23 protein-coding genes are annotated in these 25,356 nt (G+C 72.3%); 12 read left to right on the top strand and 11 right to left on the bottom strand.

Translation table 11 applies throughout. The features are described from left to right. Position 1: 1 nt before the first annotated feature. The gene (locus ACFZP7_RS30180) at positions 2-1,414 is read right to left on the bottom strand and encodes a lipase maturation factor family protein (protein ID WP_220670967.1); all 1,413 of its coding nucleotides are present in this window, start codon (positions 1,412-1,414) and stop codon (positions 2-4) included. A 125-nt stretch (positions 1,415-1,539) separates the two neighbouring features. Here ACFZP7_RS30180 and ACFZP7_RS30185 point away from each other — a divergent pair, with 125 nt between their 5' ends. Further along, entirely contained in the window at positions 1,540-3,630 is a 2,091-nt protein-coding gene (locus ACFZP7_RS30185; protein WP_210952678.1) for a SpoIIE family protein phosphatase, read from the top strand. 50 nt (positions 3,631-3,680) lie between these two features. Beyond that, positions 3,681-4,544, top strand: a complete 864-nt coding sequence (locus ACFZP7_RS30190; RefSeq protein ID WP_127432191.1) for an Fpg/Nei family DNA glycosylase — start codon at positions 3,681-3,683, stop codon at positions 4,542-4,544. Between the two features lie 18 nt (positions 4,545-4,562). On the opposite strand, the gene ACFZP7_RS30195 is transcribed toward ACFZP7_RS30190, so the two are convergent. The 3 genes from ACFZP7_RS30195 to ACFZP7_RS30205 all read right to left on the bottom strand — a co-directional run bounded on the left by ACFZP7_RS30195 (position 4,563) and on the right by ACFZP7_RS30205 (position 6,578). Next, entirely contained in the window at positions 4,563-5,216 is a 654-nt protein-coding gene (locus ACFZP7_RS30195; RefSeq protein ID WP_355163867.1) for a zf-HC2 domain-containing protein, read from the bottom strand. Between the two features lie 150 nt (positions 5,217-5,366). Then, complete coding sequence (locus ACFZP7_RS30200; RefSeq protein ID WP_019330419.1) at positions 5,367-5,882, bottom strand: hypothetical protein; 516 nt, start codon at positions 5,880-5,882, stop codon at positions 5,367-5,369. A 141-nt stretch (positions 5,883-6,023) separates the two neighbouring features. Next, on the bottom strand, positions 6,024-6,578 hold the full coding sequence (locus ACFZP7_RS30205) for a sigma-70 family RNA polymerase sigma factor (RefSeq protein WP_031022048.1): 555 nt from the start codon (positions 6,576-6,578) through the stop codon (positions 6,024-6,026). Between the two features lie 231 nt (positions 6,579-6,809). Between ACFZP7_RS30205 and ACFZP7_RS30210 the strand changes: the two genes are divergently transcribed. Continuing rightward, entirely contained in the window at positions 6,810-7,964 is a 1,155-nt protein-coding gene (locus tag ACFZP7_RS30210) for a CapA family protein (protein ID WP_385637073.1), read from the top strand. Positions 7,965-7,970: 6 nt separating this feature from the next. Here the strand turns inward: ACFZP7_RS30210 and ACFZP7_RS30215 are convergent, their stop codons facing one another. Then, a complete protein-coding gene (locus tag ACFZP7_RS30215) occupies positions 7,971-8,444 on the bottom strand; it encodes a MarR family winged helix-turn-helix transcriptional regulator (RefSeq protein ID WP_220670972.1) in 474 nt (157 codons plus the stop codon). Between the two features lie 57 nt (positions 8,445-8,501). Here ACFZP7_RS30215 and ACFZP7_RS30220 point away from each other — a divergent pair, with 57 nt between their 5' ends. Further along, a complete protein-coding gene (locus ACFZP7_RS30220) occupies positions 8,502-9,317 on the top strand; it encodes an alpha/beta fold hydrolase (RefSeq protein ID WP_385637076.1) in 816 nt (271 codons plus the stop codon). Here the strand turns inward: ACFZP7_RS30220 and ACFZP7_RS30225 are convergent. Further along, positions 9,314-10,729, bottom strand: a complete 1,416-nt coding sequence (locus ACFZP7_RS30225; RefSeq protein ID WP_030975505.1) for an amino acid permease — start codon at positions 10,727-10,729, stop codon at positions 9,314-9,316. The two genes, ACFZP7_RS30220 and ACFZP7_RS30225, sit on opposite strands and share 4 nt — an antisense overlap. A 102-nt stretch (positions 10,730-10,831) precedes the next feature. Continuing rightward, positions 10,832-11,293, bottom strand: a complete 462-nt coding sequence (locus tag ACFZP7_RS30230) for a universal stress protein (protein ID WP_019330426.1) — start codon at positions 11,291-11,293, stop codon at positions 10,832-10,834. A 110-nt stretch (positions 11,294-11,403) separates the two neighbouring features. Between ACFZP7_RS30230 and ACFZP7_RS30235 the strand changes: the two genes are divergently transcribed. Further along, positions 11,404-12,240 (top strand): polysaccharide deacetylase family protein, encoded by an 837-nt coding sequence (locus ACFZP7_RS30235; protein WP_385637079.1) that lies wholly within the window; start codon positions 11,404-11,406, stop codon positions 12,238-12,240. 31 nt (positions 12,241-12,271) lie between these two features. Here the strand turns inward: ACFZP7_RS30235 and ACFZP7_RS30240 are convergent, their stop codons facing one another. Beyond that, a complete protein-coding gene (locus tag ACFZP7_RS30240) occupies positions 12,272-12,937 on the bottom strand; it encodes a class F sortase (protein WP_385637082.1) in 666 nt (221 codons plus the stop codon). A 330-nt stretch (positions 12,938-13,267) separates the two neighbouring features. On the opposite strand from ACFZP7_RS30240, the gene ACFZP7_RS30245 reads away from it, so the two are divergent. Beyond that, entirely contained in the window at positions 13,268-13,762 is a 495-nt protein-coding gene (locus ACFZP7_RS30245) for a hypothetical protein (protein WP_031022040.1), read from the top strand. Positions 13,763-14,024: 262 nt separating this feature from the next. On the opposite strand, the gene ACFZP7_RS30250 is transcribed toward ACFZP7_RS30245, so the two are convergent. Next, positions 14,025-14,552, bottom strand: coding sequence for a hypothetical protein (locus ACFZP7_RS30250; protein ID WP_385637085.1), 528 nt, complete (start codon positions 14,550-14,552; stop codon positions 14,025-14,027). Between the two features lie 191 nt (positions 14,553-14,743). After that, positions 14,744-15,508 (bottom strand): DUF4239 domain-containing protein, encoded by a 765-nt coding sequence (locus ACFZP7_RS30255; RefSeq protein WP_078912191.1) that lies wholly within the window; start codon positions 15,506-15,508, stop codon positions 14,744-14,746. A gap of 917 nt (positions 15,509-16,425) precedes the next feature. On the opposite strand from ACFZP7_RS30255, the gene ACFZP7_RS30260 reads away from it, so the two are divergent. From ACFZP7_RS30260 to rmdA, 3 genes are all read left to right on the top strand, one after another. Next, complete coding sequence (locus ACFZP7_RS30260; protein ID WP_086878766.1) at positions 16,426-17,376, top strand: SCO0930 family lipoprotein; 951 nt, start codon at positions 16,426-16,428, stop codon at positions 17,374-17,376. Between the two features lie 236 nt (positions 17,377-17,612). Further along, a complete protein-coding gene (locus ACFZP7_RS30265; RefSeq protein WP_046248266.1) occupies positions 17,613-18,425 on the top strand; it encodes an SAM-dependent methyltransferase in 813 nt (270 codons plus the stop codon). Then, complete coding sequence (gene rmdA, locus ACFZP7_RS30270) at positions 18,422-20,566, top strand: cyclic Di-GMP phosphodiesterase RmdA (protein WP_127432197.1); 2,145 nt, start codon at positions 18,422-18,424, stop codon at positions 20,564-20,566. Before ACFZP7_RS30265 ends, rmdA begins: the two co-directional genes overlap by 4 nt. Positions 20,567-20,802: 236 nt before the next feature. Here the strand turns inward: rmdA and ACFZP7_RS30275 are convergent, their stop codons facing one another. After that, a complete protein-coding gene (locus tag ACFZP7_RS30275) occupies positions 20,803-21,687 on the bottom strand; it encodes a LysR family transcriptional regulator (RefSeq protein ID WP_019330436.1) in 885 nt (294 codons plus the stop codon). A 131-nt stretch (positions 21,688-21,818) separates the two neighbouring features. Between ACFZP7_RS30275 and ACFZP7_RS30280 the strand changes: the two genes are divergently transcribed. The 3 genes from ACFZP7_RS30280 to ACFZP7_RS30290 are packed head-to-tail and all read left to right on the top strand — an operon-like array spanning position 21,819 to position 25,187. Continuing rightward, the gene (locus ACFZP7_RS30280) at positions 21,819-22,490 is read left to right on the top strand and encodes a succinate dehydrogenase (RefSeq protein ID WP_125773358.1); all 672 of its coding nucleotides are present in this window, start codon (positions 21,819-21,821) and stop codon (positions 22,488-22,490) included. Between the two features lies 1 nt (position 22,491). Continuing rightward, positions 22,492-24,441, top strand: coding sequence for a fumarate reductase/succinate dehydrogenase flavoprotein subunit (locus ACFZP7_RS30285; protein WP_127432198.1), 1,950 nt, complete (start codon positions 22,492-22,494; stop codon positions 24,439-24,441). After that, a complete protein-coding gene (locus ACFZP7_RS30290; protein ID WP_019330439.1) occupies positions 24,438-25,187 on the top strand; it encodes a succinate dehydrogenase/fumarate reductase iron-sulfur subunit in 750 nt (249 codons plus the stop codon). The genes ACFZP7_RS30285 and ACFZP7_RS30290 overlap by 4 nt, the downstream gene beginning before the upstream one ends. Positions 25,188-25,356 lie beyond the last annotated feature (169 nt).

The raw sequence follows: 25,356 nt of genomic DNA on the forward strand, positions 1-25,356 counted from the left end.
CTCACCGCTTCCCGGTGAGCCGGGTCGGCGGCAGGTACTCCCGCACGTACGTCCGCTCCCAGCACGCGCCCGTCTCCCGCAGTTCCCGCCAGGTCGTGTACCGGTACCGGAACAGCCGGGCGCGCACGAAGCGCGGCGGCGCGTCGGGCGGGAACGGGGAGCGGCGCAGCAGCCGCAGCGTGGCGCGGTCGTTCTCCAGCAGCCGTTCCACGAAGGTGCCGAACCACGGCCCGGCGTAGGACGGCGACAGCGCGGCGAACCACATCAGCCAGTCCAGGCGCAGGTGGTACGGCGCGAACTGGCGCGGCCAGCGGTGTGGATCACCGGGTTTGCCCTTGAACTCGTACGCGCGCCAGTCGCCGTCCTTCCTGGCCACCTCGTCGGCGGTGCCCTCGACCACCACCTCGTACCGCACCCGGCTGACGGAACCGAAGGCGCCGTAGGTGTTGACCAGGTGGAGCGAGTCGAAGGAGCGGTTCATCACCTGGCGGCGGGAGATCATGTTGCGCACCGGCCGGTGGCTCAGGAACACCAGGAGCGCCGCCACCGCCAGGACCACGACCTCGTACCAGAGCGGCGCGGCCGCGACGTCCGGCGGATCGGCCGGGAAGCGGATCACCGACAGGGCCAGCACGATGGTGATCCAGTTGAGCCAGGAGAAGTTGCCCGAGAGCACCAGCCAGAGCTGGGTCGCGATCATCAGCGCGGCGGCGGCCGTGGAGACGGGGTGCGGGGCGAACAGGAGGAACGGCACCACCAGCTGCGTGACGTGGTTCGCGGCGACCTCGACACGGTGCAGCGGCCGGGGCAGGTGGTGGAAGAACCAGCTCAGCGGACCCGGCATCGGCTGGGTCTCGTGATGGTGGTCCAGACACGTCAGCTTCCGCCAGCACTCGTCGCCCCGCATCTTGATCAGCCCCGCCCCGAACTCCACCCGGAACAGCAGCCAGCGCAGCAGGAACAGCACGACGACCGGCGGCGCCACCTCGTCGTTGCCGAGGAGGACGGCGACGAAGCCGGTCTCCAGCAGCAGCGACTCCCAGCCGAAGGAGTACCAGGTCTGTCCCACGTTGACGATCGACAGGTACAGCACCCACGGCACCAGCCACAGCAGCATCGCGCCCCACAGCGGCAGCAGCGAGTCCACTCCCGCCGCCAGCGCCGCCGACACCGCGCAGCCTGTCCACGCCACACCCGCGAAGAGACCGTCCGAGTAGCGCAGCTGGAACAGGCTCGGCGCCTTCCTGAACGGCACCCGCTCGACGAAGCGCGGCACCGGCGTCAGACCGCGCTCGCCCAGCAGCGGACGGAACTGCAGGGCCGCCGTCAGGAACGCGACCACGTACATGACGGCCAGACCCCGCTGGAAGACCAGCCGGGCCGTCCCGTACTCGGGTGCGGTGAACCACTCCACGGCGCGCGCTCCTCTCGTACCACCACGCACTGTGTACCCCGGCCGGCCGGGAGCCCCCTCGTCCGACGCCCCGGGCGGCCCAGCCGGAGTCGAAGAATCGGACGAATCCTGGCAAGGTAGGGCGCATGGCTGATCGGGCAGCGAGTGCCCCGTCACTCCCGGACGACTGGCCCGCCCACCCGGACCCGATCCTGGCGCTCAACCGCATGGGCAGCTTCGACTGGGACCTGGACACGGGACTGTTCCACATGGACGCCCAGGCCCACGAGGTGTTCGACCTGCGCCCCGAGGAGTACGACGGACGGCCCGAGTCCTTGTCGGTGCGCGTTCCCGCGGCCGAGGGACGCCGGCTGGACACCATCGTCGCCCGGGCCATGAAGGACGGCAGCGAGAACTACGGCACCTACTTCCGCCTGCGCCGCCGTGACGGCACCCTGCGCTGGACCCGAACCCAGGGTTACATCCGCCGGGACGAGACCGGCCGCCCCCGCCGGATCATCGGGATCGTCCGCGACGCGACCCAGGAGATCGCCGACATCGAGGCCCGTCGCGAGCAGGCCGCCCAGGACGAGGCCCGCCGCCGGCTCACCAACGTCGTCCAGCTCGCCACGGCCGCCCTCGCGCACGCCCGCACGGTGGACGAGGTCATCGAGGTCCTGCGGGACACCCACGGCCTCACCCGGCTGGGCGCCACCAGCCTCGTCATGGGCCTGGTCGAGGCGGGCCGCATCCGGCTGGTCGCCGACGGTCCCGACAACACCTTCGTCCCCGGCACCCGCGTCACCCGGATCGACGAGCCCTACCCGATGAGCGAGGCGGTGCGCACCCTCAGCCCCCGCTTCATCGAGTCGCCGGAGGAGTTCGCCGAACGCTACCCCCTGCTCTGGCAGCACATCACCCATCTGAACATCACCGCGGCGGCCTACCTGCCGCTGATCGCCCAGGCCCGGCCGATCGGCGCCATCGGGCTGCTCTACAGCGACCGGTACGGCTTCTCGGCGGAGGACCGCAACGTCCTCGTCGCGCTCGGCAGCGGCATCGCGCAGAGCCTGCAGCGGGCCATGCTCTACGAGCAGGAGATGGACCTCGCCGAGGGCCTGCAGCAGGCGATGCTGCCGCGCACCATCCCCAGCGTGCCCGGCTGCGACGTCGCCGTCCGCTATCGCGCGGCCTCCATCGGCGGTGCCCTCGGCCGGGACATCGGCGGCGACTGGTACGACCTGATCCCGCTGCCCGGGGGCCGGGTCGGCGCCGTCATCGGCGACGTCCAGGGGCACGACACGCACGCCGCCGCCGTCATGGGCCAGCTCCGCATCGTCCTGCGGGCCTACGCCGCCGAGGGCCACCCGCCCGCCACGGTGATGGCCAGGGCCTCCGTCTTCCTCCACGAACTGGACACCGACCGCTTCGCGACCTGCCTGTACGCGGAGGCAGACCTGGCCACCGGGGTGGTCCAGGTGGTCCGCGCCGGGCACATCGACCCGCTCGTGCGGTACGGCGACGGAAGCTGCCGCCGTGCCCCGGTCGAGGGCGGACTGCCGCTCGGCCTGTCCGCCGAGTTCGGGCGCCTGGCCTACCCGGTCTCCACCGTCGAGCTGGACCCCGGCAACACCCTGCTGCTGTGCACCGACGGCCTGGTCGAGCAGCCCGGCGCCGACCTCGACGAGGGCATCGAGGTCCTGACCGCGCTGGTCGCCTCGGGTCCGCAGGACGTGCGGGACCTGGCGGACCGGCTCATCGACGTGGCCGAGGAGCGCCGGGGCGACGACGACGTGGCGCTGCTCCTGCTGCGCCGCCACGGCACGGGCGCTCCGAGGACCTTCGGCCGGCTCCAGCAGCACGTCTCCCCGGGCGATCCCGAGGCGCTGACCGAGGCCCGGCACATGATCCGCGCCGCCGTCCGCGCCTGGGGGGCCTCGGGCCAGAGCGACGAGATCGAGCTGGTCGCCGACGAGCTGGTCACCAACGCCCTGATGCACACCGAGGGCTCGGCGGTCGTCACCCTGCGGCTGCTGACCGGTACCGACCGCAGGCTGCGGGTCGAGGTCGAGGACTCCTCCAGCGCCCTGCCGCGCCGCCGGGAGGCCGGGGACGACGGTGTCTCCGGACGGGGGCTGCTCCTGGTCGAGACGCTCGCCGACGTGTGGGGCGTGGAGGCGCGCGGCGGCGGCAAGTGCGTCTGGTCCGAGTTCGTGGTCTCCCACCGCACGGGCTGAGTCCCGGCCGTCCCACTGGCACTGTCGGTCCCCGGTGGCACCCTGGACGTATGCCAGAACTGCCCGAGGTCGAGGCGCTCAGGGACTTCCTGACCGAGCACCTGACCGGCCGCGAGATCGTCCGGGTGCTGCCGGTGGCGATCAGCGTCCTGAAGACGTACGACCCGCCGCTCACCGCGCTGGAGGGCCACCGGGTGGCCGCCGTGCACCGGCACGGCAAGTTCCTCGACGTCGAGACCGCCGACGGCCCGCATCTGGTCACCCACCTGGCCCGTGCGGGCTGGCTGCACTGGCGGGACAGCCTGCCCGACGGCCCGCCCCGCCCCGGCAAGGGTCCGCTCGCCCTGCGCGTCGCCCTCGACACGGGGGCCGGCTTCGACCTGACGGAGGCGGGCACGCAGAAACGGCTCGCCGTCCATGTCGTGGCCGACCCGGAGCAGGTGCCGGGTGTGGCGCGGCTCGGCCCCGACCCGCTCGCCGACGACTTCGACGAGGCGCGCTTCGCCGCCCTCCTCCGGGGCGAGCGGCGGCAGCTCAAGGGGGCCCTGCGCGACCAGAGCCTGATCGCGGGCGTGGGCAACGCCTACAGCGACGAGATCCTGCACGCGGCGAAGATGTCCCCGTTCAAACGGGCGGCCTCGCTCACCGACGAGGAGACCGCCCGGCTGTACACGGCGCTGCGCACCACGCTCACCGAGGCCGTCGAGCGCTCCCGGGGCGTCGCGGCCGGCCGGCTGAAGTCCGAGAAGAAGAGCGGGCTGCGCGTCCACGGCCGCACCGGCGAACCCTGCCCGGTGTGCGGCGACACGATCCGCGAGGTCTCCTTCAGCGACTCCTCGCTCCAGTACTGCCCGACCTGCCAGACCGGCGGCAAGCCGTTGGCGGACCGCAGGCTGTCCCGGCTGCTGAAGTGACGGTCGCCCGGCGCGCTGTCACCCGACGGGCAGCGTCACCAGACGCTCCCCGTCGGCGGTCCGCACCTCGTAGCGGGCGATCTGGTCGGTGTGCAGGGCGGCCCCGCCGCGCATCGTGCTCGGCCGGTCGTCGCGCCCGGGGACCATCCAGCTGGTGACCGTCTGCTCGGTGCCGTCGCGGCCGACGGCGACCAGCCGGCAGGGCCGCGGGCCCGCCCCGTCCTTGACGGTGAGTTCCACCCCGGTGCCCCAGGCCCGGTCCTCGGCCGAGACCCGCGCCCACACCCCCGACCGTTCGTCGGTGGCGGTGAGCCGCACCCCGGGTGCGTCCGCCGGGCCCGCGTGGAGGACGGCGCCGGAACCGGCCACGGCGCACACGACCGCGGCGGCCACGGCGTACAACACACGCCGGCGGCCCGACCGGCGACGGGCGGCGACCTCGCCCAGCAGCCGGTCCAGCAGGCGCGGGCCGGGCCTGGCCATGGGGTGGACGGGACGGGGCGTCGCCTGCCGGTACAACATCAACTGGCGGGTGGCGGGGCCGAATTCGGTCACCTGCGTCGCGCACCGCGGGCACTCCATGAGGTGGTCCTCGAAGCGGAACGCGTCCGCCTCGTCCAGCACGCCGAGCGCGTAGGCGCCGACGTCACGATGCCTCTCCAGGGACCTCATGCCGAATCCTCGTGCCGTTGGGTGGGGGTGGGGTCACTCCGTGCTCCCACCCGTACGCACCGGACAGCCGAATCACTCAAGCCACCCGCGGAATCGCGCCCGAGGGATTCGGAGCGGCGGAGCCGGCGGATTGGTCCCTGCCCGAGGAAATCAGAAAAGGTGGATGGCGAGGTGGCCGAGCGGCAGACCCAGCTGCCAGGCCGGCGTCCACACCTTCGGCCCCTCGTCCTCGCCGGTCACCGGCGCTCCGCCGGGCACCGCGTCGAGGTCCGGGGCGAGCAGTTCGGTCTCCTCGAGCCAGCGCCAGGCGGCCCGCGCCATGTCCAGGTCCGGCGAGTGCCGGCCGGCGGCGACGGCGTCGGCCGTGACCTCGGCGAGGCGCAGGCGCACCCACTCCTGCCACGGCTGGTCGTAGGCGGTCAGCGACAGCCAGGTCTCCAGCCGGGTGATGACCCGGATGCCGCTCAGCTCGTCCTCGGTGTCGGACAGGAAGACGGTCAGCGCCAGCGCGTCGCGTCCGGCGCGGAACTCGAAGGACGTCGGCGGCATCAGGTCGCCGGTCCGCAGCAGCTCGTCGGCGATGTACTCGGCGTACAACCACGCCATGGGAACGGTCAGTTCGCCGCCGCCCGTGCCGTCCGTGCTCTCTTGACCTCTGTGCAGCATCCCTTCCTGCCTTCCTCCGGTGCGTGCGCGTCGCCCGACCCGGGTCATGGGCCCCCGTCCGGAACACGGATGAGGACAGCCGATTACTCAACCGGGGTCCCGGGCAAGGCGCTTTACGGAGGTTTGACCATCGGGTCGGTTTCACCGCAGGTCGGCGGCGTATCCCGGTAGCACCCTGCGCAGGGCGCGCAGCGCGTAGTACGCGCGGGACTTCACGGTACCGGGTGGGATGCCCAGGGCCGCCGCGGCTTCCGCCACGCTCGCCCCTTGGAAATACACCAGCACCAGGACTTCACGGTGCTCGGGAGTGAGAGTCTTCACAGCCTCGCGCACGTCCAGGGCGGCGGCGGCCCGTTCGGCGTGGTCGGCGCAGACCCGCGCGTTCTCCAGCACGGCGTCGCCGACCTCGGCGGGGCGCGCCTGCCGGGCCCGGCGCGCGTCGATCGCCAGCCGCCGGGCCACGGTGAGCAGCCACGGCCGTACGGAGTCGAAGTCGTCGGCGCGCAGGGCCTCGGGGTGCTGCCAGGCGCGCACCAGGGTCTCCTGCACGAGGTCCTCGGCGCGTTGCCGGTCTCCGTCGCTGAGCCGCAGCAGCAGCGCGAAGAGCGGCCGGCCATGCTCGCGCTGGAGTGCGGCGAGCTCGTGCTCGGCGGTCGTCTCGCTGGTCCTGTCCATCAGGGTGTTTCCGGCCGTCATGGCCGTATGGCACCGCAGGGGGCCGTCGGGGGACAGGGCGCGCGCACGGGTGTGCGACGGACGGTCGATCGCGTCGACGAACGGTTCGACGAACGGTCGGCGCACCCCGTTCGCGCACGCCGGACGGGCTAATGAGCGTGTCGCAGCCGCCCGGGGCCACAGGGGACCCATTACCTGTTTGTCGGTAAATGTGACTTTTCCCGGTGTGTGCGACCCCAGCGGAGTGAACGGATGATCACACGCAGTCGGCAGGTGGCCCTGGCCCTGACCGCCCTCCTCACCGCGGGCGCGGCCTGTCAGGCCCGCGACCACGAACCGCCGAAGCCACCGGCCCCGGCACCGTCCGCCGCGGACACCGGCGCCTTCACCCTGGTCGCCTCCGGCGACGTGCTGCCGCACGACTCGATCATCGACCGGGCCCGCTTCGACGCGGGCGGCGCGGGCTACGACTTCCGCCCCATGCTGGCGGGCGCCCGGCCCGTGGTCTCCGGCGCCGACCTGGCCCTGTGCCACATGGAGACCGTGTACGGCGCGAACGGCGACTACAGCGGCTACCCCCTGTTCAAGTCCCCGCCGGAAGTGGCCGAGGCGCTGGCCGCCACCGGCTACGACGGCTGCTCCACCGCCTCCAACCACAGCGTCGACGACGGCGCCGACGGCATCCGCCGCACCCTCGACGCCCTCGACCGCGCCGGCGTGCGGCACGCCGGGACGGCGCGCTCCGAGACGGAGGCGCACACCACGACCGTCCTGCGCGCGGGCCGGGCCGAGGTCGCCCATCTCGCCTACACCCTCCACACCAACGGCCATCCGCTGCCCGACGGGCAGCCCTGGGCGGTGGACATGATCGACGAGGAGCGGATCGTCGCGGACTCCCGGGCCGCCCGCGAGGCCGGCGCGGACGTCGTCGTCGTGTCCCTGCACTGGGGGACCGAATGGCAGGACGAACCCGACCAGGACCAGTTGACGCTGGCCCGGAGCCTGACCGCCGCCCGCACCGGCGAGCGCCCCGACATCGACCTGATCCTCGGTACGCACGCCCATGTGCCCCAGGCGTACGAGAAGGTCAACGGCACCTGGGTGGTCTACGGGATGGGCGACCAGATCGCGGGCGAGATGATCAACGGCGACGGCGAACGCGACCCGCGCGGCAACCAGTCGTCCATCGGCCGCTTCACCTTCGCCCCGCCCGCCCGGCCCGGCGAGCGCTGGCGGGTGACGAAGGCCGAGTTCGTCCCGCAGTTGTTCGACGTCGACGCCGGCCGGGTCGTGAACCTCAACCGCGCGCTGGAGAAGGGCGCCGAGGTGAAGGCCGTGCGCGACCGCATCCGCGACATCGTGCTCAGCCGGGGCGCGGCGGAGGACGGCCTGGTGATGGGGAAGTAGCGCGGGTCAGGCGTCGTCCACGTGGTCCAGGGCCGTCAGCATCGCCCCGAGCACCCGCAGGCAGGCGGCGACGTCGGTGTCGGTCAGGTCGCCGCCGACGTCGCGCAGCAGTCGGTGCTCCCGGTCCAGTACGGCGGTGATGGCGTCCCGGCCCGGCCCGGTCAGCCGGATCAGCGACGACCGCCGGTGCGCCGGGTTCGGGATGCTCTCGACCAAGTCCCGCGCCGCCGCTTCGTTGACCATGCGCTGCACGAACTGCCGGCTGATCGCCTGCGCCCGGCCCATCTGGGGCACGGTCATCGGCCCGTTGCGGTGGAGCAGCGTCAGCACGGCGCGGACCCCGACGGACAGGTCGTGGGCGGCCAGGCCCTGTTCGACACCGCGCTGCGCGCGCCGGTAGAGGGGGCCGACCAGGTCGTAGACCTCGGTGAGGCGCCGGGCGAGCGCGTCCGGCGGGAGGGGGGTGTCGGTGTCCTTCACCCCGCCATCATGACACCTGGGTTGCCAAAGCGGAGTCAGGATGACACCTTGGTTGTCATGACTGCTGCGTCGGATCTGTGCTTCTTCCCCTCCTCGGACGGGGACCTCGCCTACCGCGACACCGGGGCCGGGGACCCGGTCGTCCTGCTGCACTCCGGATTCGTCGATCACCGCGTCTTCGAGGCACAGATCCCGGCTCTCGCCGCCGGGTACCGCGTCATCGCGCCCGATGTCCGCGGCCACGGCGCCTCGGCCAACGCCACCCGGCCGTTCCGCTGGGCCGACGACCTCGCCGCGCTGCTGCGCCACCTCGACGCCGGGCCCGCCGTGCTCGTCGGTGTATCGATGGGCGGGGCCATCGCCACCGACACGGCGCTGGAGTACCCGGAGCTGGTCCGTGCGGTGGTGGTCTCGGGCGCGGCCACCAGCGAGTTCGAGTACACCGACCCCTGGGTGCGGCAGGTGCAGGCCGAGCAGGCCCGCGCGCTGGGGGCGGGTGACGTCGAGGGCTGGGTCACCGCCTTCCTGCGCTTCGTGCCCGGCGAGCACCGCACCCTCGACGACGTCGACCCCGGCGTTCTGGCCCGGCTGCGCGAGATGGCCCTCGGCACCCTTGCCAAGCACACCCCGGACGAGGAGAACCACCACGTGCCGATGACCGGCACCTGGTCCCGCGTCCCGAAGATCGACGTACCGGTCCTCACGGTCAACGGCGCCCTGGACGCGCCCGACCTGATCGCCGAGGCGGAACGGCTCGCCCGCACGGTCCCGGACGGCCGCTCCACCACTGTGGAAGGCACCGCGCACTACCCCAACATGGAGCGGCCGGAAGTCTTCGACGAGATCGTCTCGGGCTTCCTCCGCAGCCTCTAACCCCGCCGCGCCAGCTCCGACTTCCGGTACGAGTAACCGAAGTAGATCACCAGGCCGAGCGCGAACCACACGGCGAACCGCGCCCACGTCTGCCACTGCAGGAACGTGATCAGCCAGATCGAGAAGACGATGCCCAGCGCCGGCACGAACGGCATCCACGGCGTACGGAAGGTGCGCGGCAGTTCCGGCTGCCGGTAGCGCAGCACGATCACCGCCGCGCACACCACCACGAAGGCCAGCAGGATGCCGATGTTGGTCAGCTCGGCCGCCTCGCCGATCGGCAGGAACCCGGCGATCAGCGCGGACGCGACACCGACGATCCAGGTCACCCGGGTCGGCACGTGGCGCGTCGGGTGCGTCTTGGCGAACCACTTGGGCAGCAGACCGTCACGCGACATGGAGAACCACACCCGGGTCACGCCCAGCATGAACGTGAACATCACCGTCAGGATGCCGATGATCGCGCCCACCGCGATCACGTCGGCCAGACCGCTCAGCCCCACCGACTTGAAGGCCGTCGAGAAGCCGCTCTCCGGGTCGATGTCCGTGTAGTGCTGCATGCCGGTCAGCACCAGACAGGCCGCCACGTACAGCACCATCGAGATGACCAGCGAGTAGATGATCGCCTTCGGCATGTGCCGCTGGGCGTCCTTGGACTCCTCGGCGGCCGTCGACATGGCGTCGTAGCCGAAGACCGCGAAGAACACCGTCGCCGCGCCGGTGAACGCCCCGCCGACCCCGTACGGGAAGAACGGGTTGTAGTTAGAGGTGTCGATGTGGAAGACGCCGACCGCGATCACCAGCAGCACCACCAACACCTTCAGGACCACCACGACCATCTCGAACCGGGCCGCGTTCTTGATGCCCAGGTTCAGCAGGTACGCGATGAGCAGGCACAGCAGCGCGGCGAACAGGTCGACCCGGTGGCCGTCGCCGGTACCGGGGGCGCCCAGCATCCAGTTCGGGATGTCGGCGCCCATCTCCCCGACCAGGAAGCTGAAGTAGCCGGAGATCCCGATCGCGACCACCGCCACGATCGCCGTGTACTCCAGCAGCAGGTCCCAGCCGATGAACCAGCCCGCCAGCTCACCGAGGACCGCGTACCCGTAGGTGTAGGCCGAGCCCGCCTTCGGGATCATGCCGGCGAACTCGGCGTACGACAGCGCCGCCGCCGCGCTCGCGACGCCCGCGATGAGGAAGGAGACGAGGACCGCCGGTCCCGCCGTGCCGTTGGCCACCGTGCCGGCCAGGGTGAAGATTCCGGCACCGATGATGCCGCCCACACCGATCGCGGTCAGCTGCCACAGTCCCAGCGTCCGCTGCAGGCCGGAGCCCTCGCCGCCCTCCGTGTCCTCGATCTGCTCGATGGGTTTGCGACGGAGAACGCCCTCGCCCATACGGAACCCGGCCATGCGCCTCACCTCTTTGTGAACGGCAAACGGCTGACGGTGGATCATGATGACTCACACACGCCCGCGACGGAAGCCACGACGCACACGCCACTCCGGCCGGAGCTATGGCACCACGGTCACCGGCCAGCGCCCCGCCTTCACCAGCCGCACCGCGACCGACCCCACGATCCGGTGCCCGGCCTGCTCCGAGGCGCCCACGACGACGGCGTCGGCCTTCAGCTCGTCGGCCGCCTTCACCAGACCGTTGTACGGGTCGCCGCGGAAGGTGTGGAACTCCCAGCGGACCTCGAATATCCCCTTGGCCCGCTCGGTCGCCTCCCGGATCTGCGCCACCAGCTCCTCGGCGATCTCGTCGGTCGTCTCCACCACCGGCGCCCCGAGTGCCGCACCCGCCGCCAGCACCGGCTGGACGTACACCACGGCGAGCAGCGCGTGCTGCCGCCGGGCCAGACCGCCGGCGTAGGCCGCCGCCCGCAGCGAGGAGTCGGAGCCGTCCACTCCGACGACGATGACCTTGGGTCCGTCCGTGCCCCGCTCGAACTGCCGGGCGTGCTGTTCCGTCACGCGGTGAGGTTATCGAAGCCGCTCCCGATCTTGGTCCGTGCGGGTGGTTCCGTGCCGCCGCCCCGGTGTTTCTCAGGTGCGCCGGACCCTCGCCGGGCGACTGATGAGTCATGCAGAAGGATCAGTTGCTCACCCGGCGCCGCGCACTGCTGGCCGGCGCCGCGGCCGTCGGAGCGGCCGGCACCGCCGGCGCGCTGGCGGTGGGCTCGGCGGACGGACCGGCCCCGGCGGCCGCCCCCGCCCCGGGGCCCGCGGCCCGCCGCCCGCTCGAACCGTCCGCCTACCGCCTCCAGCCCCTCACCGGCTACGGCGCGCCCCGGGAGGCGCTCCGGCGGCCCCCGGTGCGCAGCGAGCCGATCCTGCGCATGTCGGGCCGCGGCCGCGTCATGATGCTCACCTTCGACGACGGACCCGACCCCCGCTACACCCCGGACATCCTGGACACGCTGGCCGAGTACGACGTGCGCGCGACGTTCTTCGTCTGCGGGGAGATGGCCGACCACAACCGCGACCTGCTGTCCCGGATGGCCGACGAGGGACACGTCGTCGGCAACCACACCTGGTCCCACCCGCTGCTGACCCGGCTGACCCGGCGCCGCATCCGCTCCGAGATGGAGCGCACCAGCGAGGTCGTCGAGCGGGCCTACGGCGAGCCGCCCCGCTGGTTCCGGGCCCCCTACGGGGCGTGGAACCGCGCCGCCTTCCAGCTCGGCGCGGAACTGGGCATGGAACCCCTCGCCTGGACCGTCGACACCCTCGACTGGACCACCCCGGGCACCGGCACCATCGTCGAACGGGTCGAGGACGGCGCCGCCCCCGGCGTCGTGGTGCTCTCGCACGACGCCGGGGGCGACCGCTCACAGACCGTCCGTGCCCTGCGCAGGTACCTTCCCGAGCTGCTGGACTCCGGCTACCACCTCACCGTCCCCCGCCGACGGCTCGTCTGACGTCCGCCCCGCCCGCGGCGCCGGGGACCGCTCAGCGGACCTCGGTCATGCGGGCGAAGGCGACGACGTTCCCCTCGTAACCGTTCTGCTTGGAGAAACCGCCACCGCAGGTGATCACCCGCAGTTCCGGGCCGCCCTTGGACGCGTAGACCCGGTCGCCCGGGAAATCGTCCTTCGCGAACACCTCGATGCCGTAGATCTCGAAGACCGCCGTCTTCCCGTCCTGGCGGTGCACCTCGACCTTGTTCCCCTTCTTCAGGGCCCCCAGCCCGTAGAAGACGGCGGGACCCTGCTCGTTGTCGACATGGCCGACCACGACCGCGGTGCCCTTCTCCCCGGGAGTGACCGCGCCGGTGAACCAGCCGGCCAGATTCGGGTCCTCGGGCGGCGGCGCGTCGACCCAGCCCTCGGCGTCGAGCCCGACCGGCATGATCGGGGCGTCGACCTGGATGGCCGGGATGCCGACCCGGTCCGGCACCGAGTACGGCAGGGGAGCGAGGCCCGGGGCGGCCGCGTCGCCCTGAGCGACCCGGGTGTCCGAGGCGGCGGCCGACGCCGGCTGGGGCGGGCCCTGGTCGAACTCCCCCGAACCGTTCCGGATGAGCGCCAGCCCGGTGAGCAGCACCAGCGCTATCACGCCCCAGGGAGCGCGCTTCCTGCGCCGCTCCTCCTCTTCGGCCCACTCGGAAGCGTCCATTGGCCATCCCCTCTCGACCCGGCCGTCGCCGTGTCGTTCGCGCATACGGGCACGCTAAGCGCCGCACGCCCGACCGGCGACGGGGCGGTGGCGAACGGGTGGCGGACGCGCCCCGGCGTGAGCCATCCGGGACGGACCCGGCGGAATTCCCTGACGGTCCGTGACCTGCGGGGATACCCGCCGCCGGGCTTCCGGGCCCGCACCCCCCTCACCAGGACGGACCATTCCCGAAATGCGGGGCCGGGCACGGCAACTGAGGGTCTTTCTGGGAGGCGCTTTCTCGCCGATCGACCGGGGACGGGTCCCGGGGCGTCTTCCGCGGAGGATCAGATGCGCAACACTCGTGCCCTCGCGGCAGCCGGCGCCGCGGTCGCTGTCCTCGGGCTGGCCGCCCCCACGGCCACCGCCGGAGGCGACCACAACCAGCCGAGCAACATCGTCGCCCTGCCCAGCGTGATCGCCCGGGGCGGCCAGATGACCGTCACGGTCGACGGCTGCCCCCAGGGCGGCACCATGACCTCGGACGCCTTCCGGACGACCCACCTGACCCCGGTCCGGGGCGCCAACGAGACGTCCAAGGGCACCGCCACCATCAAGGAGGACGCCCGCCCGGGCTCCTACGACATCACCGTCAACTGCTCGGGCAGGCGGCTGACGCGCCCGGCCGCCTTCACCGTCATCGGCGGCGTCCGCGGCGGCATCGGCGGCAGCAGCACCAGCGGGGCCACCTCGACGGACATCGCGATCGGCGGCGGGCTGGTCGCCGCGGCCGTCGCCGGGGGCGGCGTGTTCTGGATGCGCCGACGCGCCGAGCGCCGCATCTGACCGCCCCGGCACGTCGTCGTGCGGGCCCTCCCGTCCACGGGCGGGGTCCGCACGGCGTCGCGTCCACGGCCTTCACGACGCGCGCGCGCCCTCCCGGACGACCGCACGGACGAGGACGACCGCACGGACGAAGAGGTTCGCCCCGGGCTCCCTGCCCGGGGCGAACCTCTCTGCGTGTTCTGTGTGCTCTGTGCGTTCTGTGTGTTCCGTGTTCTGCGCGTTCCGGGGGGGGGCGGTGTCTTCCGCGGGTCCGCGGGACGGGTCAGGCCGCGTCCTCGCCGGTGCGGCGGCGCGAGAGGTGCCACGCCGCGCCGACCGAACCCGCGATGAGCAGGGAGCCCAGCCCGATCTCCTTGACGTCGAACCCGGCGACACTGCCGCCCTCGCCCGCGTGCACGCCCTTCTCGGGGTGGCGCGGCTCGTGGGTGGGGTGGCCGGAGTGGCCGCCCGCGATGGTCAGCTCCAGGGTCTCCGTCCGGCCCTCGCACGAGAACCGTACGTCGTAGACGGCTCCGCGCCGGGCGTCCCGGTCGACCTGTGCCGTGGCCGAGTACTCGTGCCGCGGGATGGCGACCGGGTCGAAGACCGGCGACGTGACGGTGACCCGCCCCTTGCAGCCGCCCGCGGCGCGACCCACCCCCAGCGTCACCTCGCCGCCCGGCGCGACGACGGCGGGAGAGACCGTGAAGCCGAACGTCGAACCGTGGCCCGGTGCCGCCCCGGCCGGTACACAGGCGGAGAGGGCGGCGACGCCCAGCAGTGCGACCGAGGCGGCGGGTATCGCGCGCATGGTGAATCCTCCGGGTCCCCGAGGAGCAGCGGGCGGACCTGTTCCGCTCGCGCCAGGAATGCACCTCGATGCCCGAAACGCTAGGAAGGCGGAGTGTCCCGCGCGATCGGTGTCGTGCATATGGGGCAGAGGTGTGGGCCGCACAGGGGACGCCGACGGCGTGTCGGACGCCCCCCGGCGCGGGGTCTTCCTCAGTCGCCCGCCCCCGGGAAGAGGTTCAGGAAGGGCTCCGTGGACGCCGCCACACCGCGGCTGAACGGTGCGTCGAAGTCCCAGATCAGGAACAGCAGGAAGGCGATCAGCGCCGAGAACAGTCCGGCGAGGACCAGTTCGCGTGCCGTGCGCCGGATCTGCAGGGCGAACACCATCCCGACCGTGACGACTCCGCCCGTGATGAGGCCGAACCAGACCACGCCCGGCATCGTCGCCCCGGTGGACTCGGCGCGGGCGATGCGGGCCTGGTCCGCGGCGGTCACCTGGTCGACCAGCGGCTGGTACGCCTGGGCCTCGAAGTCCGACGTGGGCTCGTAGTCCGTGACGTCGGCGCGGACCCGGTCGAGGAGTTCGGTGCCGCGCTCGGTCACCTCGCCCCGGTCGGCCATCGCCTTCCACTCGGTGGTGACGACGTGTCCGACATAGGCGTTGACATCCTCCCGGATGCGGTCACGGACGTCGGGTGGATAGACCCGGACGCGTTCCGAGATCTCGTGCAGCGCGACCGCTTCCGCCTGGACGTGGTCCTGGGCGGCGCTGCGCGCCTCCCAGACACCCGCGATGGCCAGGCCCAGGACGATGGCGTACACCACACCGATCCACATCGTCATGTACTCGATGACGTCCGGGGTCTCGGTGATGTCCTCGTCGTCGGACGCCCGGCGGTGCCGTACGACGGTGATGAGGACGACCACGGCGCACGCCGCCAGCATCGCGAGGGTGAGAACAAGCCATTCCGGCACGAGAGGCTCCAGGGGATCAGCGCGCACGGAGCGCGGCGACGGCTACCACCGCGGGCACCGTGATGAGCAGGACGAAGACGAGCGGCGAGGTGGCCCCGCGAGAGGACCGCTGTTGCGGCCGGGCGGCCCGGTAGCGCGGATAGTGCACCGGGCTCAGCGACGGCCGGGGTGTGGGTGCGGGCGTGGTCGACGGGGCCGGCGCGGGCGGAGCCGGCCGGTCCGGCGAGGGCGCGGGGGCGGGCGCCGGCGGCGGGGTCGGTGCCGGCCGGGGCCGTTCCGGCGCCGGCCGCGGGGGTGGCGGGGGTGGCGGCTCGGGACCGGGGGCGGGCGGAGGCGGGGGCTCGGGCGCGGGAGGCGGCGGGGGAGTGGGCTCGGGCGGTGGGGGAGTGGGCTCGGGAGGCGGCGGGGGCGTCGGCTTGGGCGGCGGTGGCGGCGGTGGCGGCGGTGTGGGCTCGGGGCACGAGGGAAAGGTGGGCCAGGAGCCACTGCCGGCGATCGCCACGGCGTCGGTGCCGCCGGGTCCGGTCGAGGCGTACGCGCAGGCGTCCGCCCGCGCCGGGCCGATCGGCGCGCCGACGAGCGTGAACGTCAGCGTCACCAGGGCCAACACCCGTCCGGCACAGGCGGATCGGGTCGGTTCGGGTCCATGCACGAGCAGATCATGAAGGCCCCGCACGGGGAAGCAGTCGTGATTACCGGACGATTGACCCGAAGGGGGTATGCGGGGAGGTCGGCGGTTTGACCTGCGCGCCTTCGCTCGCGCCGGGGTGCGTATCCGTGTGCGAGGCCGTCGGCCCGTCCCGGCGGCGGAAGAAATCCTCGCCCGGATTGAACACGAGCGGCGCCCATGTGCGTACCCAGTGTCGTGCGGCGGCGCGCAGCCGCCCCAACACCTTCGTGACGATCGGGGATTGACGATGAAGACCTCCTGGCGGAGCGCCTCACTCGTGGCGAGCGCCGCGGTGGTGCTGGCCCTGACGACGGCGTGCGGCCAGGACGGCGGCGGCGCCACCGGCAGCCAGAACGTGGGCGCCACGGCCGCGCCCGGTGACGTCGGCGACATCGGAGCCGGGGCCGGCGCGGGACAGGGCACCGGCAACGGCGCCGGAGCGCAGGCGTCGGCGAAGGCGCCCCAGCCCGCGGGCAAGCTGTCCGTCACCACCGACGCCGAGATCGGTGAGCTGGTGACCGACGGAGCGGGACGCACCCTGTACCGGTTCGACGCCGACACCGCCGAGCCGCCCAAGACGACCTGCGAGAACGACTGCGCCGCCGCCTGGCCGCCCGTGGCCGCCGACGACGCGCTGGCCGGCGAGGGCATCGACGAGAAGCTGCTGGGCGAGGTCACCCGGCCCGACGGCACCAAGCAGCTCACCATCGGCGGCTGGCCGGCCTACCGCTACGCCAAGGACACCGCCGCCGGCGACGTCAAGGGCCAAGGGGTGGGCGGCAAGTGGTTCGCGCTGGCCGCCGACGGCAAGAAGGCCCAGGCCGACGACGCGCCCGGACTGTCCACCCGGAACGACCCGAAGCTCGGCGAGATCGTCGTCGACAAGAACGGGATGACCGTCTACCGCTTCATGAAGGACGAGGCCTGGCCGAAGCCCGTGTCGGCCTGCACCGGCGCCTGCCTGGAGAAGTGGCCGGTGGTGGCACCCGTGGAGCCGAACGACACCGAGGGCGTCGTCAAGAAGGACCTGATGACCTTCACCCGGCCCGACGGCGCCGAGCAGCAGACGGTCGACTGCTGGCCGATCTACACCTTCGCCGGTGACGAGAAGCCCGGCGACACCAACGGTCAGGGCGTCGGCGGCACGTGGTACGCCGTCTCGCCCGACGGCAAGCCGGTCGGCGCGCCGAAGAAGTAGCGGCCTCCCGCCCGTCACGCTCCGGCGCCCGGCCCGAGGGCCGTCCTCTCCGCACCCAGGCGGAGGGGGCGGCCCCGTTCGCGTGCCGCGGCGTGACCGGGGCGCCCCCGGCGCCTGGCACGTGCCCCAGGCAGTGACCGGGAACGGACGGTCAATTTCCGTTTGGACTCGCCCGTTTGGCGGACGATCAGTAGCCTCAGCTCGAACACCGGATCGCCAACGCCTTGGAGAGCCAGATGGAGCGTCCCGCCTGGGCCCCTCGCAGCATCGACATCTCGGTGCCCAGCGTGTCCCGGATGTACGACTTCTACCTGGGCGGTTCGCACAACTTCGAGGTCGACCGGGAAGCGGCCCGCAGGGCCATGGAGTTCATGCCGGGCCTCCCCAAGATCATGCAGGCGAACCGGGCGTTCATGCGCCGCGCCGTGCGCTTCGCGGCAGCCGAGGGCATCGACCAGTTCCTGGACATCGGCTCCGGCATCCCCACCTTCGGCAACGTCCACGAGGTGGCCGCGCGCAGCCGCCCCGGCTCCCGCGTCGTGTACGTCGACCACGACCCGGTCGCGGTGGCCCACAGCGAGGCGGTCCTGGCGGGCCACGACGACGCGGGCGTGGTGGCCGCCGACCTCCTGAAGCCGCACGACATCCTCGCCAGCCCCCAGGTGGAGCGGCTGATCGACCTGAATCGGCCGGTGGCCCTGCTGCTGGTTGCCATACTGCACTTCGTGGAGGACGCGGACGACCCGTACGGTGCGGTGGCCGAGTTGAGCGGCGCCCTGGCGCCCGGCAGCATGCTCGTCCTCACGCACGCCTCGTACGAGGGTGTTCCGCTGCCCGCCGAGCGGGCCTCGGGCGCGGTGGACGTGTACAAGGACATCCGAAACCCGCTGATCATGCGCTCGCGCGAGGAGATCGCGCGCTTCTTCGAGGGGTACGACATGGTGGAACCCGGACTGGTTCCGATGCCGCGCTGGCGGCCCGAGGGGGAGCCGGAGGACGAGGACCCGTACGCGTTCTCGGGGTTCGCCGGCGTGGGGCGTACGGCGTGACGGCACAGCCGGGCGGACCGGAGGACAGACTGCGCCGGTTCGCGACGATCTGGAGCCGGGCCGTGTTCCCGGTGACCTCCACGTCGTCGACCCGGCCCGAGTTCGAGGAGCAACTGCTCCCGCTGGCCCGCAGACTCAGTGCGGCGCTGCGGGCCCGGGGCTTCGACGCCGACGAGGCCCGAGCGGTCGGCGCCGCGCTCGTCGACTCCCACTGCACCGATCCCGAGGCGCTCGCCCGGACCCTGGACTGCGTGGACGCCTATCTGGTGCTCTACTGCGGCGAGGACGGCGACCCCGAGGACCTGCGGGCCCGCTCGGCCCGGCTCCAGCACGCCATGGCGGCCGGCTTCGCCGGAGCGCTGCGGGCCCGGACGCTGGCCGAACAGGAGGCCATCGCACAGGCCGCGCTGAAGGCGCAGGGCGTGGTCGCCGAGGCGCTGCACGCCAGCGAGGCCCGCTTCCGGGCGGTCTTCGAGGGCGCCGCCATAGGCATCGGCATCGCCGACCTGGACGGCAACATCCTCCAGGTCAACGGGGCGTTGACCCGCATGTTCGGCATCACCGAGCGCACGATGCGCGGACGCAGGGTCCGCGAGTGGTCGCACCCCGACGACGCGCCCCAGACCTGGCGGCTCTACGAGGAGCTGGTCCGCGGCGAGCGCGAGCACTACCACGTGGAGAAGGCCTTCTACCGGCCCGACGGCACCGTCCTGTGGACCAACCTCACCGTCTCCCTGCTGCGCGACGCCGACGGCACGCCGCAGTACCAGCTCGCGCTGATGGAGGACACCACCGAGCGCCGGCTGCTCAACCTGCGGCTGCGCTACGAGGCCACGCACGACGCGCTGACCGGACTGCCCAACCGCAGCTTCTTCTTCGAACGCCTGGAGAAGGCCCTGAACGCGGGACCGGGACAGCGCTTCGGCCTGTGCTACCTGGACCTCGACGGCTTCAAGGCCGTCAACGACAGCCTCGGCCACGCGGCCGGCGACCGTCTCCTCGTGGAGGTCGCCGACCGTCTGCAGTCCTGTGCCACCGCACCCGGCGAGATGGTCGCCCGGCTCGGCGGCGACGAGTTCGTGGCCCTGACCACCGGGCCCGACACCCGGCACGAGGTCGACGAACTCGCCGGGCGCATCATGAACGCGCTGCACGCCCCGATCAGCGTCGACGGCCGCGAACTGACCGTGCGCGGCAGCATCGGCATCGTCGAGGGCCCGGCGGGGGAGCGCAGCCCGGCGGAGGTGCTGCGCAGCGCGGACATCACCATGTACCGGGCCAAGTCGGCGGGCGGCAACCGCTTCGAGCTGGCCGACCCGGAGGCCGACGCCCGCGTCATCACCCGGCACGGGCTGACGACCGCGCTGCCCGCGGCCCTGGAGCGCGGCGAGTTCTTCATCGAGTACCAGCCGCTGGTCCACCTCGGCGACGGCAGTGTGCGCGGCGCCGAGGCACTGGTGCGCTGGCTGCACCCGCAGCACGGCGTGCTCGGCCCGGACCGCTTCATCCCGCTCGCCGAGCGCACGGGGCTGATCGTGCCCCTGGGCCGCTGGGTCCTGGAGCAGTCCGTGCGGCAGGCCCGCCTCTGGCGGGAGCGGTACGGCGGGACGACCTCCGCCGGTCCGCTGCGCATCAACGTCAACCTCTCGCCCTGCCAGCTCACCCACCCCGGGCTGGTCCAGGACACCGTCGACATCCTGGAGCGCACGGGCGTCGCCCCGGACGCGCTGTGCCTGGAGGTGACGGAGTCCGCCCTGATCGGCGCCGACGACGACCTGCTGAAGCCGCTGCGCCGGCTGGCCGAGATGGGCGTCGACATCGCCCTCGACGACTTCGGCACCGGGTACTCGAACCTCGCCAACCTGCGCCGGCTCCCGGTCAGCGTCCTCAAGCTGGACCGCTCCTTCACCCAGAGCATGCAGCGGTTCCCCGCCGACCCCGTCGACCTCAAGATCGTCGAGGGCATCGTCTCCCTCGCCCACAGCCTCGACCTCACGGTCACGGTGGAGGGCGTGGAGACCGGCGCCCAGGCCGAGCAGCTCCGCATACTCGGCTGCGACACGGCGCAGGGCTGGTACTACGCCCGCCCGGGCCCGCCGGAGCGGCTGCACGAACTGGCGCTGGTCGACGCCACGGCGTAGCTCCCCGGGGTGCCTGATCACCGGCGCCTAGGGGAGCGCCCCCTTCGGGGGCGGGGCTGTGAGACGGTGCGGCCGCGACGCGTGGGCGTACGCCGCCACGGGTCGCGGCACCTCGGCGAACGCCCATCCCACGGCGCCGCCGGGCCCTGCCTGCGCCCAGGGGGGCCGTCACCGCTCCGACTGCCTCCGCTCAGGGGGACCGTCACCGCTCCGACTGCCTGCGCCCAGCGAGACCGTCACCGCTCCAACAGCATCCGCTGCAGCTCCCGAGCCGCCCGGGGCGGAGCCACGTCACTGCGGTGCGCCAGCGCGATCGTCCGGGACAGTCCCGGCCGGGCCAGCGGAGTGACCCGCAGCCCCCGCCCCGACCGCGCCGCCACCATCCGGGGCACCACCGCCATCCCCAGCCCCGCCCGCACGAACCCCAGCACCGCGTCCATCTCCCCGCCCTCCACGGCGAAGTCCGGTTCGAAACCCTCCGCGCGGCACGCCGCCACGGTCAGCTCCCGCAGGTCGTAGCCGTGCCGGAACATCACCAGCCGCTCGCCCTCCAGGTCCGCGATGCGCACGGCGCGCCGGCCGCCGCCCGGCCGGGGTGACTCCGGTGACGACACCACCACCAGGTCCTCCCGCAGCAGCTCCACCGTGGTCAGCGCCGGGGAGGCGGTGGGCAGCGGGAGCACCACCAGCGCCAGGTCGAGGGCGCCCCGCGCCAGCTCGCGCACCAGATCGTGCGAGCCGCTCTCCTCGATCATGAGCCGGATGCCGGGATACCGGTCGTGGAACGCGCGCAGCACGTCGGGCAGCAGCCCGGTGCACAGGCTCGGGGTGGCGCCCAGTCGGACCCGCCCGCGCCGCAGCTGCACCAGCTCCAGCACCTCGTGCCGGGCGGTGTCCGCGTCGGCCAGGATGCGCCGGGCCAGCGGGAGCAGGGCCTCCCCGGCGTCGGTGAGCGTGATGTTGCCGCGCGCCCGCAGGAACAGGTCGGCGCCCAGCTCCCGCTCCAGCGCTCTGATCTGCTGGGACAGCGAGGGCTGCGCCACGTGCACGGTCTCCGCGGCCCGGGTGAAGTGCCGGGTCTCGGCGACCGCGACGAAGTACTGGAGCTGCTGCAACTGCATGCCCCCAGCGTAACCGGGCGATAGGGAGAGCCTATGGAAACGAGGCGGACCATGTCTTGGACCGATGGCCCCTCGTCCCCGTAGCGTCTTGTGACATGGCTCTGGCAACGCGGACGGACCGACGGCCGTCCATGGCGCGCACCGTGTGGGACTCGACCGTCGGCAAGAAGACAGTGATGGCGGTCAGCGGTCTCGTCATGCTGCTCTACCTGGTCGCCCACATGATCGGAAACCTGAAGATCTTCTTCGGGACCACGGAGTTCAACGAGTACGCCCACTGGCTGCGCACGGTCGGCGAGCCGTTCATGCACTACGAGTGGACGCTGTGGCTGATCCGCGTGGTGCTGGTCGTGGCCGTCGTCGCCCACGCCGTCTCCGCGTTCCAGCTCAGCCGCCGCGGCATCAAGGCGCGGCCCAGCAAGTACGTGCACAAGAGGAAGCGGGCCGACTACGCGACGCGGACCATGCGCTGGGGCGGGATCATCCTCGGCCTGTTCATCGTCTGGCACATCCTGGACCTGACCACCGGCACGGTGCACTCCGGCGGCTTCGAGACCGGCAAGCCCTACCAGAACGTCGTGGACACCTTCTCCACCTGGTACGGCAACACGATCTACATCGTCGCGATGCTCGCCCTCGGCCTGCACATCCGGCACGGCTTCTGGTCCGCCGCCCAGACCCTCGGCGCCGGCAGCCGTACCCGCGACCGCGCCCTGAAGACGACCGCGAACGTCCTCGCGCTGCTGCTCACGATCGGCTTCGTCGCCGTACCCGTGGGCGTCATGACCGGAGTGGTGAGCTGACATGACAACCTACGCCGACTACACGACCGGTGAGCCGATCGCCGACACCAAGGCCCCGTCCGGGCCGGTCAACGAGCGCTGGGACACGCGCCGTTTCGAGGCGAAGCTGGTCAACCCCGCCAACCGGCGCAAGCAGACCGTCATCGTCGTCGGCACCGGTCTCGCGGGCGGCTCGGCCGGCGCGACCCTGGCCGAGCAGGGCTACCGCGTCGTCCAGTTCTGCTACCAGGACTCCCCGCGCCGGGCCCACTCCATCGCCGCGCAGGGCGGCATCAACGCCGCGAAGAACTACCGCAACGACGGCGACTCCGTCCACCGCCTCTTCTACGACACCGTCAAGGGCGGCGACTTCCGCTCCCGCGAGTCCAACGTGCACCGGCTCGCGCAGATCTCCGTCGAGATCATCGACCAGTGCGTGGCCCAGGGCGTGCCCTTCGCCCGCGAGTACGGCGGCCTGCTCGACACCCGCTCCTTCGGCGGCGTCCAGGTCTCCCGCACCTTCTACGCCCGCGGCCAGACGGGCCAGCAGCTGCTGCTCGGCGCCTACCAGGCGCTCAGCAGGCAGATCGCGGCCGGCAACATCGAGATGCACCCGCGCACCGAGATGCTGGACCTGATCGTCGTGGACGGCCGGGCGCGCGGCATCGTCGCCCGGGACCTGATCACCGGCAAGATCGACACCTACTTCGCGGACGCGGTGGTCCTGGCGAGCGGCGGGTACGGCAACGTCTTCTACCTGTCGACCAACGCCATGAACTCCAACGCGACCGCCGTCTGGCGGGCGCACCGGCGTGGCGCGTACTTCGCCAACCCCTGCTTCACCCAGATCCACCCGACCTGCATCCCGCGCACCGGCGACCACCAGTCCAAGCTGACGCTGATGAGCGAGTCACTGCGCAACGACGGCCGGATCTGGGTGCCGAAGGCCAAGGGCGACGACCGGCCGCCGAACAAGATCCCCGAGGACGAGCGCGACTACTACCTGGAGCGCATCTACCCGTCCTTCGGCAACCTGGTGCCCCGCGACATCGCCTCCCGCGCCGCGAAGAACGTCTGCGACGAGGGCCGGGGCGTCGGCCCCGGCGGCCAGGGCGTGTACCTGGACTTCGCCGACGCGATCGAGCGCATGGGCCGCAAGGCCGTCGAGGCGAAGTACGGCAACCTCTTCGACATGTACCAGCGGATCACCGACGAGGACCCGTACCGGGTGCCGATGCGGATCTACCCCGCCGTGCACTACACGATGGGCGGACTGTGGGTCGACTACGACCTGCAGACCACCGTCCCCGGCCTGTTCGCCATCGGTGAGGCCAACTTCTCCGACCACGGCGCCAACCGGCTCGGCGCCTCCGCGCTGATGCAGGGCCTGGCCGACGGGTACTTCGTCCTCCCGGCCACCATCAACGACTACCTCGCCCGCAACCCGCACAAGGAGGAGGTCGACGCCGACCACCCGGTGGTCCAGGAGGTGCTGGCCGAGACCGAGGACCGGCTCAACCTGCTGCTGTCGGTCGACGGCGACCGCACCCCGGACTCCTTCCACCGTGAACTGGGCGAGCTGATGTGGGAGTTCTGCGGCATGGCCCGCTCCGACGCCGGACTGCGCAAGGCCCTGGAGCGCATCCCGCAGATCCGCGAGGAGTTCTGGCGGCGGATCAAGGTGCCCGGCACCGGCGAGGAGTTCAACCAGTCGCTGGAGAAGGCCAACCGCATCGTCGACTACCTGGAGCTGGCCGAGCTGATGTGCCTCGACGCGCTGCACCGCTCCGAGTCCTGCGGCGGCCACTTCCGCGAGGAGTCCCAGACCCCGGACGGCGAGGCGGCCCGCAAGGACGACGAGTTCGCCTACGCCGCCGCCTGGGAGTTCACCGGCACCGGCGAGGCCCCCACCCTGCACAAGGAAGACCTGGTCTTCGAGTACGTCCACCCCACCCAGCGGAGCTACGCATGAAGCTCACCCTGCGCGTCTGGCGGCAGAAGAACGCCGACGCCGAAGGTGCCATGTCCACGTACGAGGTGGACGGCATCTCGCCCGACATGTCCTTCCTGGAGATGCTCGACACCCTCAACGAGGAGCTGATCCTCGAGGGCGAGGAGCCGGTCGCCTTCGACCACGACTGCCGCGAGGGCATCTGCGGCGCCTGCTCGCTGGTCATCAACGGCGACGCCCACGGCCCCGAGCGCACCACCACCTGCCAGCTGCACATGCGGTCCTTCAAGGACGGTGACACCATCGACGTCGAGCCGTGGCGGGCCGCCGCCTTCCCGGTCGTGAAGGATCTGGTCGTCGACCGCTCGGCCTTCGACCGCATCATCCAGGCCGGCGGCTACATCACCGCGCCGACCGGTGCCGCCCCCGAGGCCCACGCCACGCCGGTGCCGAAGCCGGACGCGGACTTCGCCTTCGAGCACGCCGAGTGCATCGGCTGCGGCGCGTGCGTCGCCGCCTGCCCGAACGGCGCGGCGATGCTCTTCACCTCCGCGAAGGTGAACCACCTGAACGTGCTGCCGCAGGGCGCGCCCGAGCGGGAGACCCGGGTGCTGGACATGGTGGCGCAGATGGACGACGAGGGCTTCGGCGGCTGCACGCTCACCGGCGAGTGCGCGACGGCCTGCCCCAAGGGCATCCCGCTGGTCTCCATCACCAGCATGAACAAGGAGTGGCTGCGGGCCACGCGCAAGGCGGCCGGGAAGTAGCCCCACGGACGTTCGCCGGAAGGTGCGGACGGGCGGGGCCGGGAGAGGTGCTCCTCCCGGCCCCGTCTCGCATGCGCGCCCGGCATTCAGCAAGCGCACACCCGCTCTCCCGGCGCCGGTCACGCGCAGTACAGCCGGCGTCGGAAGAACTGTGGCGGACCGCCCCGCG

It is taken from the genome of Streptomyces sp. SudanB5_2050 (assembly GCF_964272335.1).
Lineage (GTDB): Bacteria > Actinomycetota > Actinomycetes > Streptomycetales > Streptomycetaceae > Streptomyces > Streptomyces rochei.